This is a genomic window from uncultured Sphingomonas sp., from assembly GCF_934560975.1.
In the GTDB taxonomy this organism is placed as follows: Bacteria; Pseudomonadota; Alphaproteobacteria; order Sphingomonadales; family Sphingomonadaceae; genus Sphingomonas_I.
Genome location: NZ_CAKTFO010000002.1, coordinates 1 through 13,786 on the forward strand (window position 1 = coordinate 1; position 13,786 = coordinate 13,786).

At 64.3% G+C, this 13,786-nt stretch carries 15 protein-coding genes; 2 read left to right on the forward strand and 13 right to left on the reverse strand.

Features of this window, described 5'->3' with window-relative positions:
• Window positions 1-288: 288 nt before the first annotated feature.
• The 9 genes from Q0D93_RS01950 to Q0D93_RS01990 all read right to left on the reverse strand — a co-directional run bounded on the left by Q0D93_RS01950 (window position 289) and on the right by Q0D93_RS01990 (window position 8,360).
• A complete protein-coding gene (locus tag Q0D93_RS01950) occupies window positions 289-681 on the reverse strand; it encodes a hypothetical protein (protein WP_294390662.1) in 393 nt (130 codons plus the stop codon).
• A complete protein-coding gene (locus Q0D93_RS01955; RefSeq protein ID WP_294390664.1) occupies window positions 678-863 on the reverse strand; it encodes a hypothetical protein in 186 nt (61 codons plus the stop codon). Before Q0D93_RS01955 ends, Q0D93_RS01950 begins: the two co-directional genes overlap by 4 nt.
• Window positions 860-1,174 (reverse strand): hypothetical protein, encoded by a 315-nt coding sequence (locus tag Q0D93_RS01960; protein WP_294390668.1) that lies wholly within the window; start codon window positions 1,172-1,174, stop codon window positions 860-862. The genes Q0D93_RS01955 and Q0D93_RS01960 overlap by 4 nt, the downstream gene beginning before the upstream one ends.
• A gap of 195 nt (window positions 1,175-1,369) precedes the next feature.
• A complete protein-coding gene (locus Q0D93_RS01965; RefSeq protein ID WP_294390669.1) occupies window positions 1,370-2,056 on the reverse strand; it encodes a hypothetical protein in 687 nt (228 codons plus the stop codon).
• Between the two features lie 718 nt (window positions 2,057-2,774).
• The gene (locus Q0D93_RS01970) at window positions 2,775-4,304 is read right to left on the reverse strand and encodes a YfjI family protein (protein ID WP_294390672.1); all 1,530 of its coding nucleotides are present in this window, start codon (window positions 4,302-4,304) and stop codon (window positions 2,775-2,777) included.
• A 255-nt stretch (window positions 4,305-4,559) separates the two neighbouring features.
• A complete protein-coding gene (locus Q0D93_RS01975; protein ID WP_294390674.1) occupies window positions 4,560-4,814 on the reverse strand; it encodes a hypothetical protein in 255 nt (84 codons plus the stop codon).
• A gap of 394 nt (window positions 4,815-5,208) precedes the next feature.
• Complete coding sequence (locus tag Q0D93_RS01980; protein ID WP_294390677.1) at window positions 5,209-6,516, reverse strand: integrase family protein; 1,308 nt, start codon at window positions 6,514-6,516, stop codon at window positions 5,209-5,211.
• 323 nt (window positions 6,517-6,839) lie between these two features.
• Window positions 6,840-7,241, reverse strand: a complete 402-nt coding sequence (locus Q0D93_RS01985) for a hypothetical protein (RefSeq protein ID WP_294390680.1) — start codon at window positions 7,239-7,241, stop codon at window positions 6,840-6,842.
• 552 nt (window positions 7,242-7,793) lie between these two features.
• The gene (locus Q0D93_RS01990; protein ID WP_294390682.1) at window positions 7,794-8,360 is read right to left on the reverse strand and encodes a YqgE/AlgH family protein; all 567 of its coding nucleotides are present in this window, start codon (window positions 8,358-8,360) and stop codon (window positions 7,794-7,796) included.
• A 105-nt stretch (window positions 8,361-8,465) separates the two neighbouring features.
• Between Q0D93_RS01990 and Q0D93_RS01995 the strand changes: the two genes are divergently transcribed.
• Together Q0D93_RS01995 and Q0D93_RS02000 are read left to right on the forward strand one after the other, a co-directional pair.
• The gene (locus Q0D93_RS01995; RefSeq protein WP_294390685.1) at window positions 8,466-8,948 is read left to right on the forward strand and encodes a peroxiredoxin; all 483 of its coding nucleotides are present in this window, start codon (window positions 8,466-8,468) and stop codon (window positions 8,946-8,948) included.
• 5 nt (window positions 8,949-8,953) lie between these two features.
• Window positions 8,954-10,396 carry an AMP nucleosidase gene (locus tag Q0D93_RS02000; RefSeq protein ID WP_294391214.1) on the forward strand — a complete coding sequence of 481 codons (1,443 nt, stop codon included), beginning with the start codon at window positions 8,954-8,956 and terminating at the stop codon, window positions 10,394-10,396.
• 46 nt (window positions 10,397-10,442) lie between these two features.
• Here Q0D93_RS02000 and Q0D93_RS02005 read toward each other — a convergent pair whose 3' ends face one another.
• From Q0D93_RS02005 to Q0D93_RS02020, 4 genes are read right to left on the reverse strand one after another with little or no spacing between them, the layout of a single operon-like run.
• Window positions 10,443-10,721 (reverse strand): DUF1467 family protein, encoded by a 279-nt coding sequence (locus Q0D93_RS02005; protein WP_294390688.1) that lies wholly within the window; start codon window positions 10,719-10,721, stop codon window positions 10,443-10,445.
• 26 nt (window positions 10,722-10,747) lie between these two features.
• Window positions 10,748-12,388, reverse strand: a complete 1,641-nt coding sequence (locus Q0D93_RS02010) for a ribonuclease J (protein WP_294390691.1) — start codon at window positions 12,386-12,388, stop codon at window positions 10,748-10,750.
• Between the two features lie 33 nt (window positions 12,389-12,421).
• Window positions 12,422-13,039, reverse strand: a complete 618-nt coding sequence (locus Q0D93_RS02015) for an EF-hand domain-containing protein (RefSeq protein ID WP_294390695.1) — start codon at window positions 13,037-13,039, stop codon at window positions 12,422-12,424.
• 20 nt (window positions 13,040-13,059) lie between these two features.
• Entirely contained in the window at window positions 13,060-13,716 is a 657-nt protein-coding gene (locus Q0D93_RS02020) for a squalene/phytoene synthase family protein (RefSeq protein WP_294390697.1), read from the reverse strand.
• Window positions 13,717-13,786 lie beyond the last annotated feature (70 nt).

Here is a 13,786-nt window from a genome sequence, read left to right on the forward strand (position 1 = left end):
GCCCGTAGCTCAGCTGGATAGAGCATCAGACTACGAATCTGAGGGTCGGACGTTCGAATCGTTCCGGGCGCGCCACTTTTGCTTGGCAAATCAGCAGGATCCTAAGGTGGCTGGAGCCGCCCTCTTTCTTGCGGGTTGGAATTCTAGCGGATTTCTAGCAACCATTGCCAGTGTAGCTGTTGGCTGACTCTGTTGGGCTTGGGCTTAGCCAGCGGCAGCGGGCAAGGGCTAAGCGTTCTAACCTTGTTCTATCCGACTTAATCATAACTCGTAAAAACGGGGCGGAGATTATCCCGCCTTCCCACCACGGTGGTGAAATTGTCGTACATGTAGCATCATGACGCTTCTCGTGCTGGCCTCTAGGTCGCTGCTCTCGCGAGCGATCTGCATTAGCTTGTCCACCATCTGCTGGCGGTCGGTTGCGTTGAGCGGCTCGGGGGAGTCAGAGGGCTTGATGCCGAGCAGGTTGCGGCACTCCGGACCTGACAGCGGCAGCACCTTGATCTGGCACTTGGGATGGTCGCGGTGGAACGACCGCGCCTTGGCCAGTGCTTCATCATACTCCATGATCGGCACCACAGTAGCCGGCTTGCCGTCGATGAGGGTTACCACGAAAAGGTCGATCCTGCTGGGGCTTATGGTCGTAACGCGGTAAGGCGGGTCCCAGGTGGCGTAGCTCACGGCTTATTCTCCTCTTTACGGTGCCGGTCTTTGCCCCGGCAGATGCGGATGGCGGCGGAGACCACGCCGCCGGGATCGTTAATCACGGCGGCGGCGTGAGGTCCTTTTCGGTGCACCAGCATTACGTCGCCGAACTCCGGACGGAGGACGCTCAGGCCATCGCGGGTGCGGAAGGTGGTCATACCGGCCGCGCCTCAAGCAGCACCACGCGCTGCTCCAGCTCCTCAACTGCGCGCACCTCGGCGAGCGCCTTGATGGACTCGATAACCAGCTTGGCCACATCGGGAGCTACCGTTCCGCTCGCGCACGCGTCCAGAACCTGCTTAACCTGACGCGCTACGGGAGCACTGGCGTCGAACGGGAAAGCGACCTTCTCCGCTTGGCTGCGTAGCGGAGGGAGGACTCGCGACAGGATGATGCTGGCCGCTCCGGAGTCCCCGTCCAAGGCCCTTTCCGCCAACGCCGCCACGATACCGTCCGCGTCGGCCAGCATCCGCTGTGCCAGCTTGGACTTACGATCAGTGATCCCGGGCGGACGCCCCGCTTTGTTGGGTGAGGGCATTCCTTTGTACCAGCGACCGGCAGGTGCCGGTGTGGACAAACCCGGAACGGTGGGCTCACCCTGCCCTTCCAGCCACGGTTGTGGGATAGATGCGCCGGTACGCTCACCTGTTATATCAGTCATGGATCAGGCTGCCGGCTCAATCTTGAGCGCTTCTTCCGCGAGACGATTCGCCGTCTTGATGGCGCTCACCTGTTTCGGCGGCGCGGCGACTGCTTTCTCAAAGGCGCGATGAAAGACGGTGCCGTTGGCGCCGTTCTTGTCCATTAAATCGCGCACACGGGTCATTAGCTCCAGCCTGGCCACAAGGTGCGGCGCCTTCTTGGCATGGTAAAGGATGGTGAAATAATCACGATCAATCGCCGACATGCCGGACAGGAAGGATTGCGCTCCCAGCACAGCCTGCAAGGTTGCCTCGTCGTCAGCCGCCAGCGCCTCGCGGATAAGCTTCAACCGCGCAGGACTGTTCAACGACTTAAAATGTGAACGCACCTCCGATGCTAACGGACCTGCCATTGCGCCTTGCTGGACAGGCCGTGCCAATTCGCCTTGCACCTGCTCAATACGAGCATCCAGGTCGCGCATCGTTCGGTCGAGGCGTCCAGCCAGCCGCTGCTCCTCCGTCCACGCCGGATTGCTATCGGCCAGCTTTCGAGCACCGACAAGCTTTCCCAAAGTCGCATATGTGTCATTGAAGAGGGAAATAATGTCATCGACGTAGCCTCGCGTGCTGTCATCGTATCCCTCGACGCTCTGGTAGGTCATCGGATCCAGCGCCGGAGATATGGCAGTGTTTATCTGAGGCACGCTCATGATTTTTCGACTCCTGAGCCTGATTTTGTTAGGCAGTTGTGAGAAACTACCTTGTTGGTTTTGCATCAAGCAACTGTTTTGTTTGTGTATCAGCGTGTTACACCTAGCCGTTCCCTGTGACTGTCCAGATGCTGTATTTGGAGGTTGGCCACGTGGCGGCTGAACGGCGATGACCACAGGTTGGCCCAAGCGCCGCAACCGTGCGCTGCGGCGGCCTGTGAAACGGCTACGCTGGTGCCGGGAACGGGGCGTCTGGCGCGCTCGGCCTTGGGCTGGCCGCAATGTGCCAGCACCGGCCGAGCAGCGGCTGGAGGCCTGCACAGCGGCGGAACGGGGATGATGGCCACAGTTGCCGGAAGCGTTGCGGTCGGAGCTGCCACCGTCGCAACCGTAGCGGCCCGTCGCAGGCAGCTGCGACGGCGAAAGTGGCGGTTTCCTGCTAGGTTACGCCTTATCGTCGCAATCGTCGCGGTTTCGGGGTACGTGGCCTCGCCGGGCTTCCCAATCGCGCCAAGAGGAGGAGGAGTATTATGTTTTATCGGTTGAGCTGCGACGCTCCCATTGCGACCATGGCCAACCCCGCCCCAATTGCGACCGCGACTATTGCGACGATGGCGCTTAAGCCGTTGTGATCGCGTGGTTATTAGCTGCGACGATCGTAGCGACGACGCATATTTGGGTTGCGACGATCTGCGACGATAGCTGCCCCGACGCGGTGTCACGCCTGGTATTCCTTCCAGACCTCCGCCCGAAGAGCAACGTCTGCGCCCTTTTTGCCCGGCCTCGACGCTATCATGATCCTGTGGTGATCTGCGAGTAGTTCGAGGGCGTCGTCTAGTCGTCTGCTCTTCGCTTGGCGCAACTTGTTCGGGCCTCTGCGGCGTATGTCGTTCTTCGACATGCTCAGGCTGGTCCCAGCCCTGCCGCGCGCGGTCATTTCCCGCACCAACCACTCTTGGAGCAGCTGCGCGTCAGCGAGTTCTGGGGCCGCGCTCGCCGCATGGCCGAAGCGCACCGCCTCGTCCAAGTACCAGCGCATCAGCTTGCAAGCGGCTAGCATGGGCTCGATGCCAATCGGCGTAGCAGGTCCGTTCTGGAAGACATGGAGGCAACAGGCGAGCCGCGCGGCATTGTCGGCTGCCTTGCTCGCCACGTCTTTGATGCCGGCGTATTGCTCGTCGGCCTGTAGCTGCTCCTCCACCTCGTTGTGGAAGCCGATCCACGTCTTTTGAGCCATAGCGTCGAAGCCGATGTACTGCGTCTCCAGGCGGTCATATTCGTCGAACACGGCCTCTTCGCGGAGCAGCGTGGTCAGTCGTTCACGGAAGGCGGCGGCGGCAGGCTGGGCAGCAGGCGGTTCCACGTAGAAGCGGGCACCTTGCGTGGACTCCGGCTGGGAGAACAGGAAGCGGGCGAAGTAGCCGATGCCCCTCGCCAAGCCGCCAGTCTTCTCCACGAAATTGCTGAGGACGGCGGGCTGCACCTGCAAGCCCATCGTGACCCGCATTCCCTCGACCTGTACCTCGCCGCTGCCGATCCGGTCACGCTGGATCACGCCACCGTCCCACATGACGTTGACCTGCGCTAGATTCGCCGTGACGCTCTCCGCCTTCATGCTGTGCGATCCGAAGATCACGCCCGCCTCCGCGCTCATTATGGACGCCACGGGATGGTCTTGTAGCGCCATGGCGAGCGCCTCCTGGGTGTCGTCGCTGCGTAGCACCCGCACCCGCTTGGGCATTTGCGGCATGGCAAGAGCATGGGCGACGCGGGGATCTTGGGCGGTGTCGAGCAGGGTCGTCAGGAAGCCGCCAGCGATGTTCCGGTCGAGTTCCTCGCCTTGGCGCTCCCAATCCTTCTTCGCGGCTTCGTATTTAGCAAGGCGTTCCCGCAGCAGCTTCCGCTGCTCGGCCTCCCAATTCCGGATCGGCCCGGTGAAGACCTTATCCACGGTCGATTTGCGCTCGCCGCTTTCGGCCACGGTCAGAAAGAACAGCGATGCCGGGCCGCAGACGGCGGCATCGGGGCGAACGCTGTAGCGCGTTTGGACGGCAGTGGAGACAGCGGCCAGAGCACTGGCTGCGATCATCGCGACTGGTGCCTGTACGTAGCTGGCGACTTCCTCGACCGCTTCCCCGATTATCGGTGGAAGCAAATTGACCGGGTATGGCTCGGCGCGCTGAGCTTCGACGAGGGGCCGAGGCTTGGGCAAGTCAACTGGCGCATTGAAGTCAGCAAAATTGGCCATGGCGCGAGCCTCCCCCATGTACTTGCAGCGCTTGTGGCCACAGGCCTGCTTGCGGCTGCTCGCCGCCCTGTAGTATAGCGTACATTGCTTGGTAGCACCTTTGACTACTCGGCGGAGTGTGATTGGCGTCCACTCCGTCGCTTTTCTTTGGCTGATGTGAGTAATACGGTCGAACGGCTGCCGCGAGCAGACCTAAGTCGCTCATCGCACTTGCCTTTTGTGCCGCGTCCCGCACGTATCGGATTTGTGGGGCGGCTAAGCCGCCACCTGCTCGCTGGTGCTCCGCTTGGCGCCGGAGGCGATCCATGCCAGCACGTCACGCTCCGCGTACCAGACCCGGCGGGTGCCAGGCGGGCTGAAATGCCTTGGACCAATCCCGCGCAGGCGATATTGCGCCATCGTGCCGGGGTGGACGCATAGCAGCGCCGCCACCTCCTCGCTGTCGAGGGGACGCCCCTTCGGCGTGTAGGCGAACAGCTCGCACAGTTGATCAAAGGATGAATCGGTCACGTCAAGGCCTCCGTCTGAAAGGTGGCCCCGACAATTCCGCCGAGGTATTCGCCCGCGACCGGCTTGACCGATGTGTTACCAGCCCACGCCTTCAACGGCGAGGAGACAACGGGTGGCACGGCGCTTTCAATTTAGCTGGCCCCCAATATATGTAACGTAATTGCAGGTTACACAAGTAATAATTTTTACATACTCGGTTATTCATTAAGTTAGTCTAACCGCATGCAAGTATTTCTTAGTCGACAGTGAATGATTCCGAACAGATTTCGCGATCGATCAAGCTTTAGGATGCTCGCCAAGGGGGCGTCTACCTCGCTGAGGGGGCCTACTCGACCCTAGGTGCCTCCCACCCCTTTTCGGCGCTGGACGCCCCCTTGGCGCCAGCGTTGCTTCGCTACGCCCGCAGCGCCACCACGTTGCCGCCGGTAGCCTTAGCCTCTGCGACGCGGCCCTGCTCCTCCATCCAGTCGCCGATGCGCTGCACTTCCGGCTCTAGGTACTGAAGCCGTGAGGTCTGGAGGTAATGCTTCGCCGTGACGCCCTTCGGCACGTGATTGGTGAGCAGCTCCACCTTGTGCAGGTCAATGCCGCATGTGGCCACGCCCACCGAAACAAACGTACGTCTCAAATCATGGGCCGACAGCGTGGCACCCACCAGCTTGCTTATGCGGTCCAGCGGCGCACGGGTGTCCATAACGTGCCCTGCCCTGCTCCGAGAGGCGAACACGTGCGGGTTGCCATCGGCGCGTGGACGGCCCGCCAGCAAGGCCCTAGCCTGGGAGGAAAGCGGTATCCATACGGGGTTGGCGTTCTTGGGGTCGGGTAGGTGGAACCAGCCCTCGTCGAGGTTGACGTTCCGCCATTGGAGCTTGGCCCCCTCGTTGCGCCGGGCGCCGGTGAGCAGGAGGAACAGCACCAAGTCCACGCCGGCCTGCTTGTCGGCGTCCTGAGGGTTCACGCGGCCGTCCTCACGCTGCTGCGCGGCGATGAGGTCGGCGCGGGCTGTGGTCAGCCTGTGCCAGACTTCGCCCACCTTCTTCGTGTCAATGTCGCGGGTCCGCGGCTTCAGCTGCACCCAGTCATCCCGCAGCGCGTCCACGGGGTTGTGTGTAATCAGCGGTGAGCCGTCCGCGCGCTTATACTGCCGTGCCGCGAAGTTGATGAGCGCCCGGAGCGTGGTCATCGAGATGTTGGCCTGCCCCGGCGCCGGCTTGCCCGTCAGCCCCTTGGTTGCCATCCCCCTATAGCGTTTACGCACCTGCTCTTCCGTTATCTCGGCGATAGGCTTGTGCTGCCAGGCGGCGAACACCTTGGCCACATGCCGCTCGATCTCGGCCTTGCTGCTGTCCTTCAGCTTGCCGGGGCGGCCCACATAGGCGTCGCACACCTGCTGTAGCGTCACCTTGGCAGCCTCGTCGGCCTTCTTCACGTCCCGGGGATCGATGCCGTCGCGCATCTGCTGCAAGATCGTGCGCGCCTTTGACCGAGCTTCGTCCTCGGTGAACTGGCCGAACGGCCCGATCGTGTACTGGACCTGCTTGCCGTGCACCCGCCCCATTGCAATGAAGACCCGCTTGCCCTGCGACGATACCCGCAGGCCGTAGCCCTTCACGGCCCGATCGTGCCCGCCGTCCCAGTGCACCACGTGGCCACTAGCGGGCGGCTGCACCTTCTCCACGAACGTCTTTGTCAGCTTGGCCATAGCCGCTTCCTCTAGCAAATTTGTAACAACCAGGGAGCAGCTTCAATAACGTGCAACAAACTATCAAGAGGCTAAATGGCTGATTTCTCGTTCAGGATTGTGCTAGAATAACGTCGCGTAACGTACCCGAGTAGGCGCTTTCGCAAACTACGAATCTGAGGGTCGGACGTTCGAATCGTTCCGGGCGCGCCACTTGCAAGATTACAGAGCATGAGATCGGGTGAGGTTGCCGCCCCTGATCCCTCGCCGTCTTGCTAGAACTAGACCGATTAGCGTCAGCTCTGCTTGATCGATGCGCCACGGCCCTGACCTGGCTTAGCGTCTTATCCGCCGTAGACCATCCCGCCTTTGTAGGCCGACCGCGGCATCGCATCGCCGATGGCGAATCGGCCCGGGTCCGCCGCCACCAGCATGGTTGCAGCGATATGCTCGCGGATAGCGGCGATCATGGCATTGGCGTCGGCGGCATAATCATGCTTGCACGACGCATCGATCCGGTGCTTGCCGACGAAGGCGCGGAAGCGCGAATCCAGCATGATCCAGCGCCATGCCAAACCCCGCATCAGCGATGCCCGTGCCGGATCATCCTCCCCGATCAGGTCGGCCTGATTGTGCAGGGTCAGCCGGCAGCCGGCGATTGCGGCAAAGGTCTTCAGCCGCACATGCCGCATTTCGGGATGGGACAGGCCGTTGCTGACGCCCACCAACGCTTCGGCTTTAGCCACGGCTGAAGCCAGGCGATGGAGATCAAGGGACAACGTTGTGATCATCTGGACCCGACCGGCAAATAAAATTCCGCATCAGAATGCAGGAAGATGACAAGATCAGGTTGGCGGAATTATCCCGAAATGGACCATGATGTAACGAACGAAGTGCGACATCTTGTTACCCGAAGATCGACCGGATCTCGACACGGTCAATCTGCTCAGCCGCTTTACCTGCGTTCAGTCTCAGCCGCCGATCACCTCGATCAGCGTCTCCCGGAACAATGCGGGGATCCGGACCTGCGAGGCATGGCCGAGTGCGTCCAGCCGCATCACCCCGGCGCCCGGCACACGCCGCCGCCTGTTCTCCTCCGCCTGCGGCACGGTCTGCCTGCGGGCGCATAGCGATTGCGGCCCAGCCGCGCACGGAACGTGGTTGCATCGCGCCGACCCACGATCAGGTGGAGCGGCATGGCCAGGCGCGGCAGTTCGGCGCTGAGTGACCTCACCCCGCACTGTGGCGACTAGGGGCGTCATCAGGCAAAGGGCGCCGGCCGGCCGTATCGGTGCCGGTCAGGCGTGTCCGCTGGTGGAGGCGAGCAGGCGGACGTCGATCCCGGCGGCCGCATAAGCGCGCGACCAGCGTTCGCCGGGCGCGGTCTCGAACATCAGTTCGTCGATCACCGGCACGGTCATCCAGCCGTGGCGGAGTAATTCTTCGTCCAGCTGCCCCTCGCCCCAGCCGGCATAGCCCAGGGCCACCAGCCAGTGATCGGGGCCCTCACCCGCCGCAATCGCGCGCAGTACGTCGAGCGTGGTGGTCAGGGACAGCGTCTTGCCGATCGGCACCGTGTCCTCGCCCCGCCAATCCGGCGTGTGCAGAACAAAGCCGCGCTGAGGCTCGACCGGACCGCCCACATAGATCGGTGCGTCCGGCGCCTGCCCCGGCCCGATCTCCAACTGCTTCAACAACGCATGCAGGCCGAGGCGCGGCACCACGCTGCCGAGGCCGATCCCCATCGCGCCATCGGGCTTGTGCAGGCAGACGGCGATCACCGCCTGCTCGAACCGCGGATCGCCGATGCCGGGCAAGGCGAGCAGGAACTGGCCAACCAGCGAGCTGAAATCGTCCTGTGACACAGGGCCAATATAGGTGCAGGCGTGGCCGGGTCCAGTCGTCAGGCACCCCTTTCGACCAGGCTGGTGCACTGGTAAGGCGATGTCCGCACAGATGGGGAGACGAACATGACGATCAAGGTCGGTGATACGATGCCCGCCGCGACATTGGCGCGGATGACGGCAGACGGCCCGGAAAAGCTGGATATGCAGAGCTTCTTTACGGGCAAGCGCACGGCCCTGTTCTCGGTGCCCGGCGCCTTCACCCCGACCTGCTCGGCACGCCATCTGCCAGGCTTCATCGACAAGGCGGGTGAACTGAAGGCGAAGGGTATCGACCAGATCGCGGCCGTGTCGGTCAACGACGTGTTCGTGATGGACGCCTGGGGCAAGAGCGCGGGCGCGGGCGACGCGGTGGTGATGCTGGCCGACGGCAATGGCGATTTCATCCGCGCGCTTGGCCTTGAACTGGACGCCACCGGGTTCGGCATGGGCATGCGCGGTCAGCGTTTCGCGATGATCGTGAACGACAACATCGTTGAGCAGTTGTTTGTCGAGGAACCCGGCCAGTTCAACGTCAGCTCTGCCGACTATATGCTGGCGGCCATTTGATCCTGATGCCGAGTTCCGCCAGCCTGGCGCATGTGGATGCGCTGGAAAGCCTGTATGGCGATGCCGTGCGCGCCCTGCGCGGCGCCTTGTCGCATTATATCGCCACGGGGGAACGCCCGGATCCCGCCGTGCGCGCGGCAGGGGCGTTCTGCTACCCGGAAATCCGGGTTCGGTATGACGGACAGCGTGCCGCGTCCACGCCCGGCCGAGCCTATGGCCGCCTGCACATACCCGGCGATTATGCGGTCAGCGTCACCCAGCCGCGCCTGTTCCGCGACTATCTGGCGGAACAACTCGACCTGCTGATCGAGGATTTCGGGGCGGAGGTGAGCATCGGGCGATCCGCCCAGGAAATCGCCTACCCTTATGTACTGGATGCCGAGCTCGACCTGACCGGGGCGGCGGCGGTGGAACTCGCGCGGATTTTCCCCGCGACCGACCTGCAGCATATCGGGGACGAGATTGCCGACGGGCTGGACGTCAGCGGCCCTGACCATCCGCGACCGCTCGCCTTGTTCGAGGCGGGACGGGTGGACTTCAGCCTCGCCCGCTTGCGCCATTATACCGGCACCCCGCCCGCGCACCTCCAGAAATATATCCTGTTCACCAACTACCACCGCTACGTGGATGAATTCGTCCACTGGGCCCATGCCGAGCTGAATGCCGGCAAGGGGTATAGCTTGCTCAGCGGCGCGGGCGGGCTGGAGATGCGGCCCGGCGATGCCGATCCCGCCGCCGCTATCGCGGACAGCGCGTGGCGGCGGCACCAGATGCCGGCCTATCATCTGGTGGGCCCCGATCGATCGGGCATCAGCCTGGTCAATATCGGGGTCGGCCCGTCCAACGCCAAGACCATCACCGACCACCTCGCCGTGATGCGGCCGGAGGCGTGGCTGATGATCGGCCATTGCGGCGGCCTGCGGCCCAGCCAGCGTATCGGCGACTATGTCCTCGCCCATGCCTATCTGCGCGACGATCATGTGCTGGACGACGTGCTGCCGCCCGAAATCCCGGTGCCCGCCATTGCAGAGGTGCAGGTGGCGCTCGGCCGCGCGGCGGAGCGCGTGTCGGGCCAAAGCGGCGACCAGTTGAAGGCGCGGCTGCGCACGGGCACGGTGGTGACCACCGACGATCGCAACTGGGAACTGCGCTATGCCAGTTCCGCCCTGCGCTTCAGCCAGAGCCGCGCGGTGGCGATCGACATGGAGTCCGCAACCCTGGCCGCGCAGGGCTTCCGCTTCCGCGTACCCTACGGCACCCTGCTGTGCGTGTCCGACAAGCCGATCCATGGAGAGATCAAGCTGCCGGGCCAGGCGAACCGCTTCTACGAGCGGGCGATTGCCGAACATCTCCAGATCGGCATCACCGCCCTGGACGAGCTACGCCATGTCGGCGACCAGTTGCACAGTCGCAAGCTGCGTGCCTTCAACGAACCGCCGTTCCGATAGGCACTAGCGCGGCCCCTCCTCGCGGGGGCGGGGCCGGCCTTCCACATCACGGCCGCCCCTTGGTCACCCCCGGAGGCGCGAAGTCGAAGGTCTCGACCGGGATCCAGCCGTTCACGTAATTGGCGTAGTAGAGACCGAACAGCACCGCCGCGACCAGGGTGGTCCACTTGGCGGTGCGCGCCAGGCTGAACACAGACGGGGCGCTGTCCGCCTGTCCCGTGATCCGCCGGTCCTCCCCCTTGCCCCCCAGCCGGAAGGGCAGGACGAAAAAGAAGCTGAGCGCCCAGAACAGCGCGTAGATGGCGAGGATGGAGGTCCAGCGCATGCCCTGCTCCCCCACCCCGCCTGCTGTCAGATGCGGATGATGCCAACCTCGACCACCGGCTTCTTGCCGGTCCAGTTGTTCGCGGTGCGGCGGACCGCCAGGCGCACGGCCTCACGCAGCGCGCCCTCGTCCCGCTTGGCGCCGCGCACCGCCTCCGCCGCGGCATCGGCGGCTTCGTCGATGAAGTCGGCCTTGTCCTCCTCGACCGGCACGCCCTGCAAGGCGATCGCCGGTTGCCCCTTCAGGCGGTTGTTGTTGTCCAGCGCGACCGTGACCGCGATCACGCCGTAATTGGAGATGCGGCGACGCTCGTTCATGGTGGAGCCGTCCGCCGGCAGGATGATGTCACCATCCAGCACCAGCCGGCCAGCGCGCTCATTGCCGATCTTCCTGGGACCATTTGGCGCCAGGCGGACCAGATCGCCATTCTGCTGGACGATACCCCTCGGCACGCCCAGCGACCGGGCGAAGCGGTCCTGCTCCGTCATGTGCCGCAACTCGCCATGGACCGGCAGGATGATCTCCGGCCGGATCCACTTGTACATCAACTCCAGCTCGGGACGGCCGGGGTGGCCGGAGACGTGGACGTGCGCCTGGCGGTCGGTGATCATGATCACGCCCGCCTTCGCCAGCGCATTCTGGATGCGGCCGATCGCCATTTCGTTGCCGGGAATCTGCTTGGACGAAAAGACCACGGTGTCGCCGGCCGACAGCTTCAGCACGTGGCTGTCCATCGCGATGCGGCTCAAGGCGGCGCGCGGCTCGCCCTGGCCGCCCGTGGCGACGATCATCACCTCCGATGGGGGCAGCTTCATCGCCGCGTCGAAGTCGATCGTCGGCGGGAAATCCTGCAAATAGCCCACGCTCTTGGCGACACGCACGATCCGGTCGAGCGAACGGCCCGCGACGCACAGCTGGCGCCCGCAATCCCGCGCCACCTGACCCAGGGTCTGCACCCGCGCCGCGTTGGAGGCGAAGGTGGTCACCAGCACCCGGCCCTTGGCGGCCCGGATCACCGCGTCCAGCCCCTCGCGTACCGCGCCCTCAGAACCCGACGCGCTGTCGTTGAACACGTTGGTGCTGTCGCACACCAGAGCGAGCACGCCCTGATCCCCGATCTCGGTCAGTTCCTCGGCGGTCGACGGCGTGCCGAGCAAAGGCTCCTCGTCCAGCTTCCAGTCGCCGGTGTGGAAGATGTTGCCGTAGGGCGTCTCGATCAGCAGCGCATTGCCCTCTGGGATCGAGTGTGCCAGCGGCACGTAGCGGAAGCCGAACGGACCCAGCTGGAACGACCCCTCGCTCTCAATCACGTTCAGCTCGACCTGATCGGAAATGCCCTCCTCGTCCAGCTTGCCCTTGATCAGGCCGGCGGTGAACGGGGTGGCGAAGATCGGCACGTCCAGGTCGGCCGCGAGATAGGGGATCGCGCCGATATGATCCTCATGTCCGTGCGTCACCACGATGCCGAGCAGGTTGTCGCGCTGCCGCTCGATGAACTCCAGATCGGGCAGCACCAGGTCCACGCCCGGGTAGGCCGCGTCGGCAAAGGTCAGGCCCAGGTCGACCATCACCCACTTGCCGTCACAGCCATACAGATTGACGTTCATGCCGATCTCCCCCGATCCGCCGAGGGCGAGGAAGAGCAGTTCGTTGCGCGGTGTGGTCATGCCTGTCCGATATCGAAGAGGGCGACCATCCCGTCACCCCCGAAAAGCTGCACCGCGACGGTCGCCACGGCTAAGGTCCATGTAAGGCCGGGGCCGGATGCCGCAAGGGCGGATCACCCGATCCTGCCGCGCACAATCGGAGGGCGGGCGCGGTTGCCCCCGGTTTCGGACGTGCCAGGCGCACCCATCAGCCTTCGTCATCGCGCGGCTGCGGGCAGCGCGGTGCACGCGGCGTCTTGCGCACACGCGCGTGGTCGCAAACTCGGCCGGGACGAGGACGCCGGACTTGTCGGCATCGGCAACCTTGAACTTGCCCAATGTCTTGGCGGCATATTCGTCGAAGCTGAGCGTGCCGTCGCCGTTCAGGTCGAGCTTGGCGAAGGCCTTGCGGCGGGCGGCAAGATATTCGTCGCGATCGACCTGCCCGTCCTTGTCGCGATCATAGCGGCCGAACCGGCGCTCTTCGCGCGTCTTCTCGGTGGCGACGGGCGGTTCGGGCGGTGTCTCACTGGAGTCCGTCGTCGCGACGGAGGCGGCAGGTGCAGGCGGCAATGCCCGCTCCGCCACGGCCGTGTTCCGCCACCACAACACGCCGCCCGCGACCAGCAGCACGCCCGCCGCCAGTCCCACCAGATACCGCCACATCGTCATTGCCCCCGTTTCGGAAGGAGTTACCGCCCCGTCAGGCGGAGCGCCAGCCCGCGCAGCAATCGCCGGGGATGCCCTTGCCGGCGCACGGCAGTGTCGGCATCCGCCTGGGCCAGCATGGTCAGCATGCCCAGCGGGCGCAGCCGGCGCGGCCATGACCCGCCTGGCAGGCTTGATGCAAGTTCGCGCGCTCGCCGCCGCGCCGCCTCGCGCACCGCCGGATCGGCATGATGGTGCCCGAGGTCGGCCAGCGCCCAGATCGCGCCCGCGTCGGTCAACCTGGCGTCCGCTTGGCCGAGAAGGATGCCCGCCACTTGAAAGAGGGTGCCGCCCCGTTGCTCGCCGTGACGGAGGAGCGCACCCGCATCCACCTCTCCGTCGATCAGCGCGGCCCAGCCGTCTTCGATCGCGGACAGGGTTGCACCGCTCAACCCGCGCGGCAGCAGTTCCCGGCTGACCGCCCCCAGCAATGGTTCCGCTGGCGGGGTCGCGCGGTCCAGTTTCTCCAGCGACTCGCGCCACCATGCTAGGCGCATCATGCCGATCATCGGCTCGTTGGTGGAAGCGACGATCGACCGGAAACGCTGATCGACGGCAAACAGCAGACGCAATGCCGTTCGTGCGTCGGCGGGCGCATACATGATCGCCAGCGAAACTTCCGGATCCTCCAGTTCGTCCATCGCGTCGCACTCCCGTCCGGGGAGCCGCCCCGATGGAGATAGCGAAAGGGCGGCGGTTCAGCCGAACCGC

Excerpts from the sequence above, each read along its gene's own strand:
- Q0D93_RS01955 (WP_294390664.1), bottom strand. The coding sequence starts at position 863 with ATGACCACCTTCCGCACCCGCGATGGCCTGAGCGTCCTCCGTCCGGAG.
- Q0D93_RS01970 (WP_294390672.1), bottom strand. The coding sequence starts at position 4,304 with ATGGCCAATTTTGCTGACTTCAATGCGCCAGTTGACTTGCCCAAGCCT.
- Q0D93_RS02015 (WP_294390695.1), bottom strand. The coding sequence starts at position 13,039 with ATGACGATGTGGCGGTATCTGGTGGGACTGGCGGCGGGCGTGCTGCTG.
- Q0D93_RS02005 (WP_294390688.1), bottom strand. The coding sequence starts at position 10,721 with ATGCGCTGGACCTCCATCCTCGCCATCTACGCGCTGTTCTGGGCGCTC.
- Q0D93_RS02000 (WP_294391214.1), top strand. The coding sequence starts at position 8,954 with ATGCCGAGTTCCGCCAGCCTGGCGCATGTGGATGCGCTGGAAAGCCTG.
- Q0D93_RS01980 (WP_294390677.1), bottom strand. The coding sequence starts at position 6,516 with ATGGCCAAGCTGACAAAGACGTTCGTGGAGAAGGTGCAGCCGCCCGCT.
- Q0D93_RS01960 (WP_294390668.1), bottom strand. The coding sequence starts at position 1,174 with ATGCTGGCCGACGCGGACGGTATCGTGGCGGCGTTGGCGGAAAGGGCC.
- Q0D93_RS02010 (WP_294390691.1), bottom strand. The coding sequence starts at position 12,388 with ATGACCACACCGCGCAACGAACTGCTCTTCCTCGCCCTCGGCGGATCG.
- Q0D93_RS02020 (WP_294390697.1), bottom strand. The coding sequence starts at position 13,716 with ATGGACGAACTGGAGGATCCGGAAGTTTCGCTGGCGATCATGTATGCG.
- Q0D93_RS01995 (WP_294390685.1), top strand. The coding sequence starts at position 8,466 with ATGACGATCAAGGTCGGTGATACGATGCCCGCCGCGACATTGGCGCGG.
- Q0D93_RS01965 (WP_294390669.1), bottom strand. The coding sequence starts at position 2,056 with ATGAGCGTGCCTCAGATAAACACTGCCATATCTCCGGCGCTGGATCCG.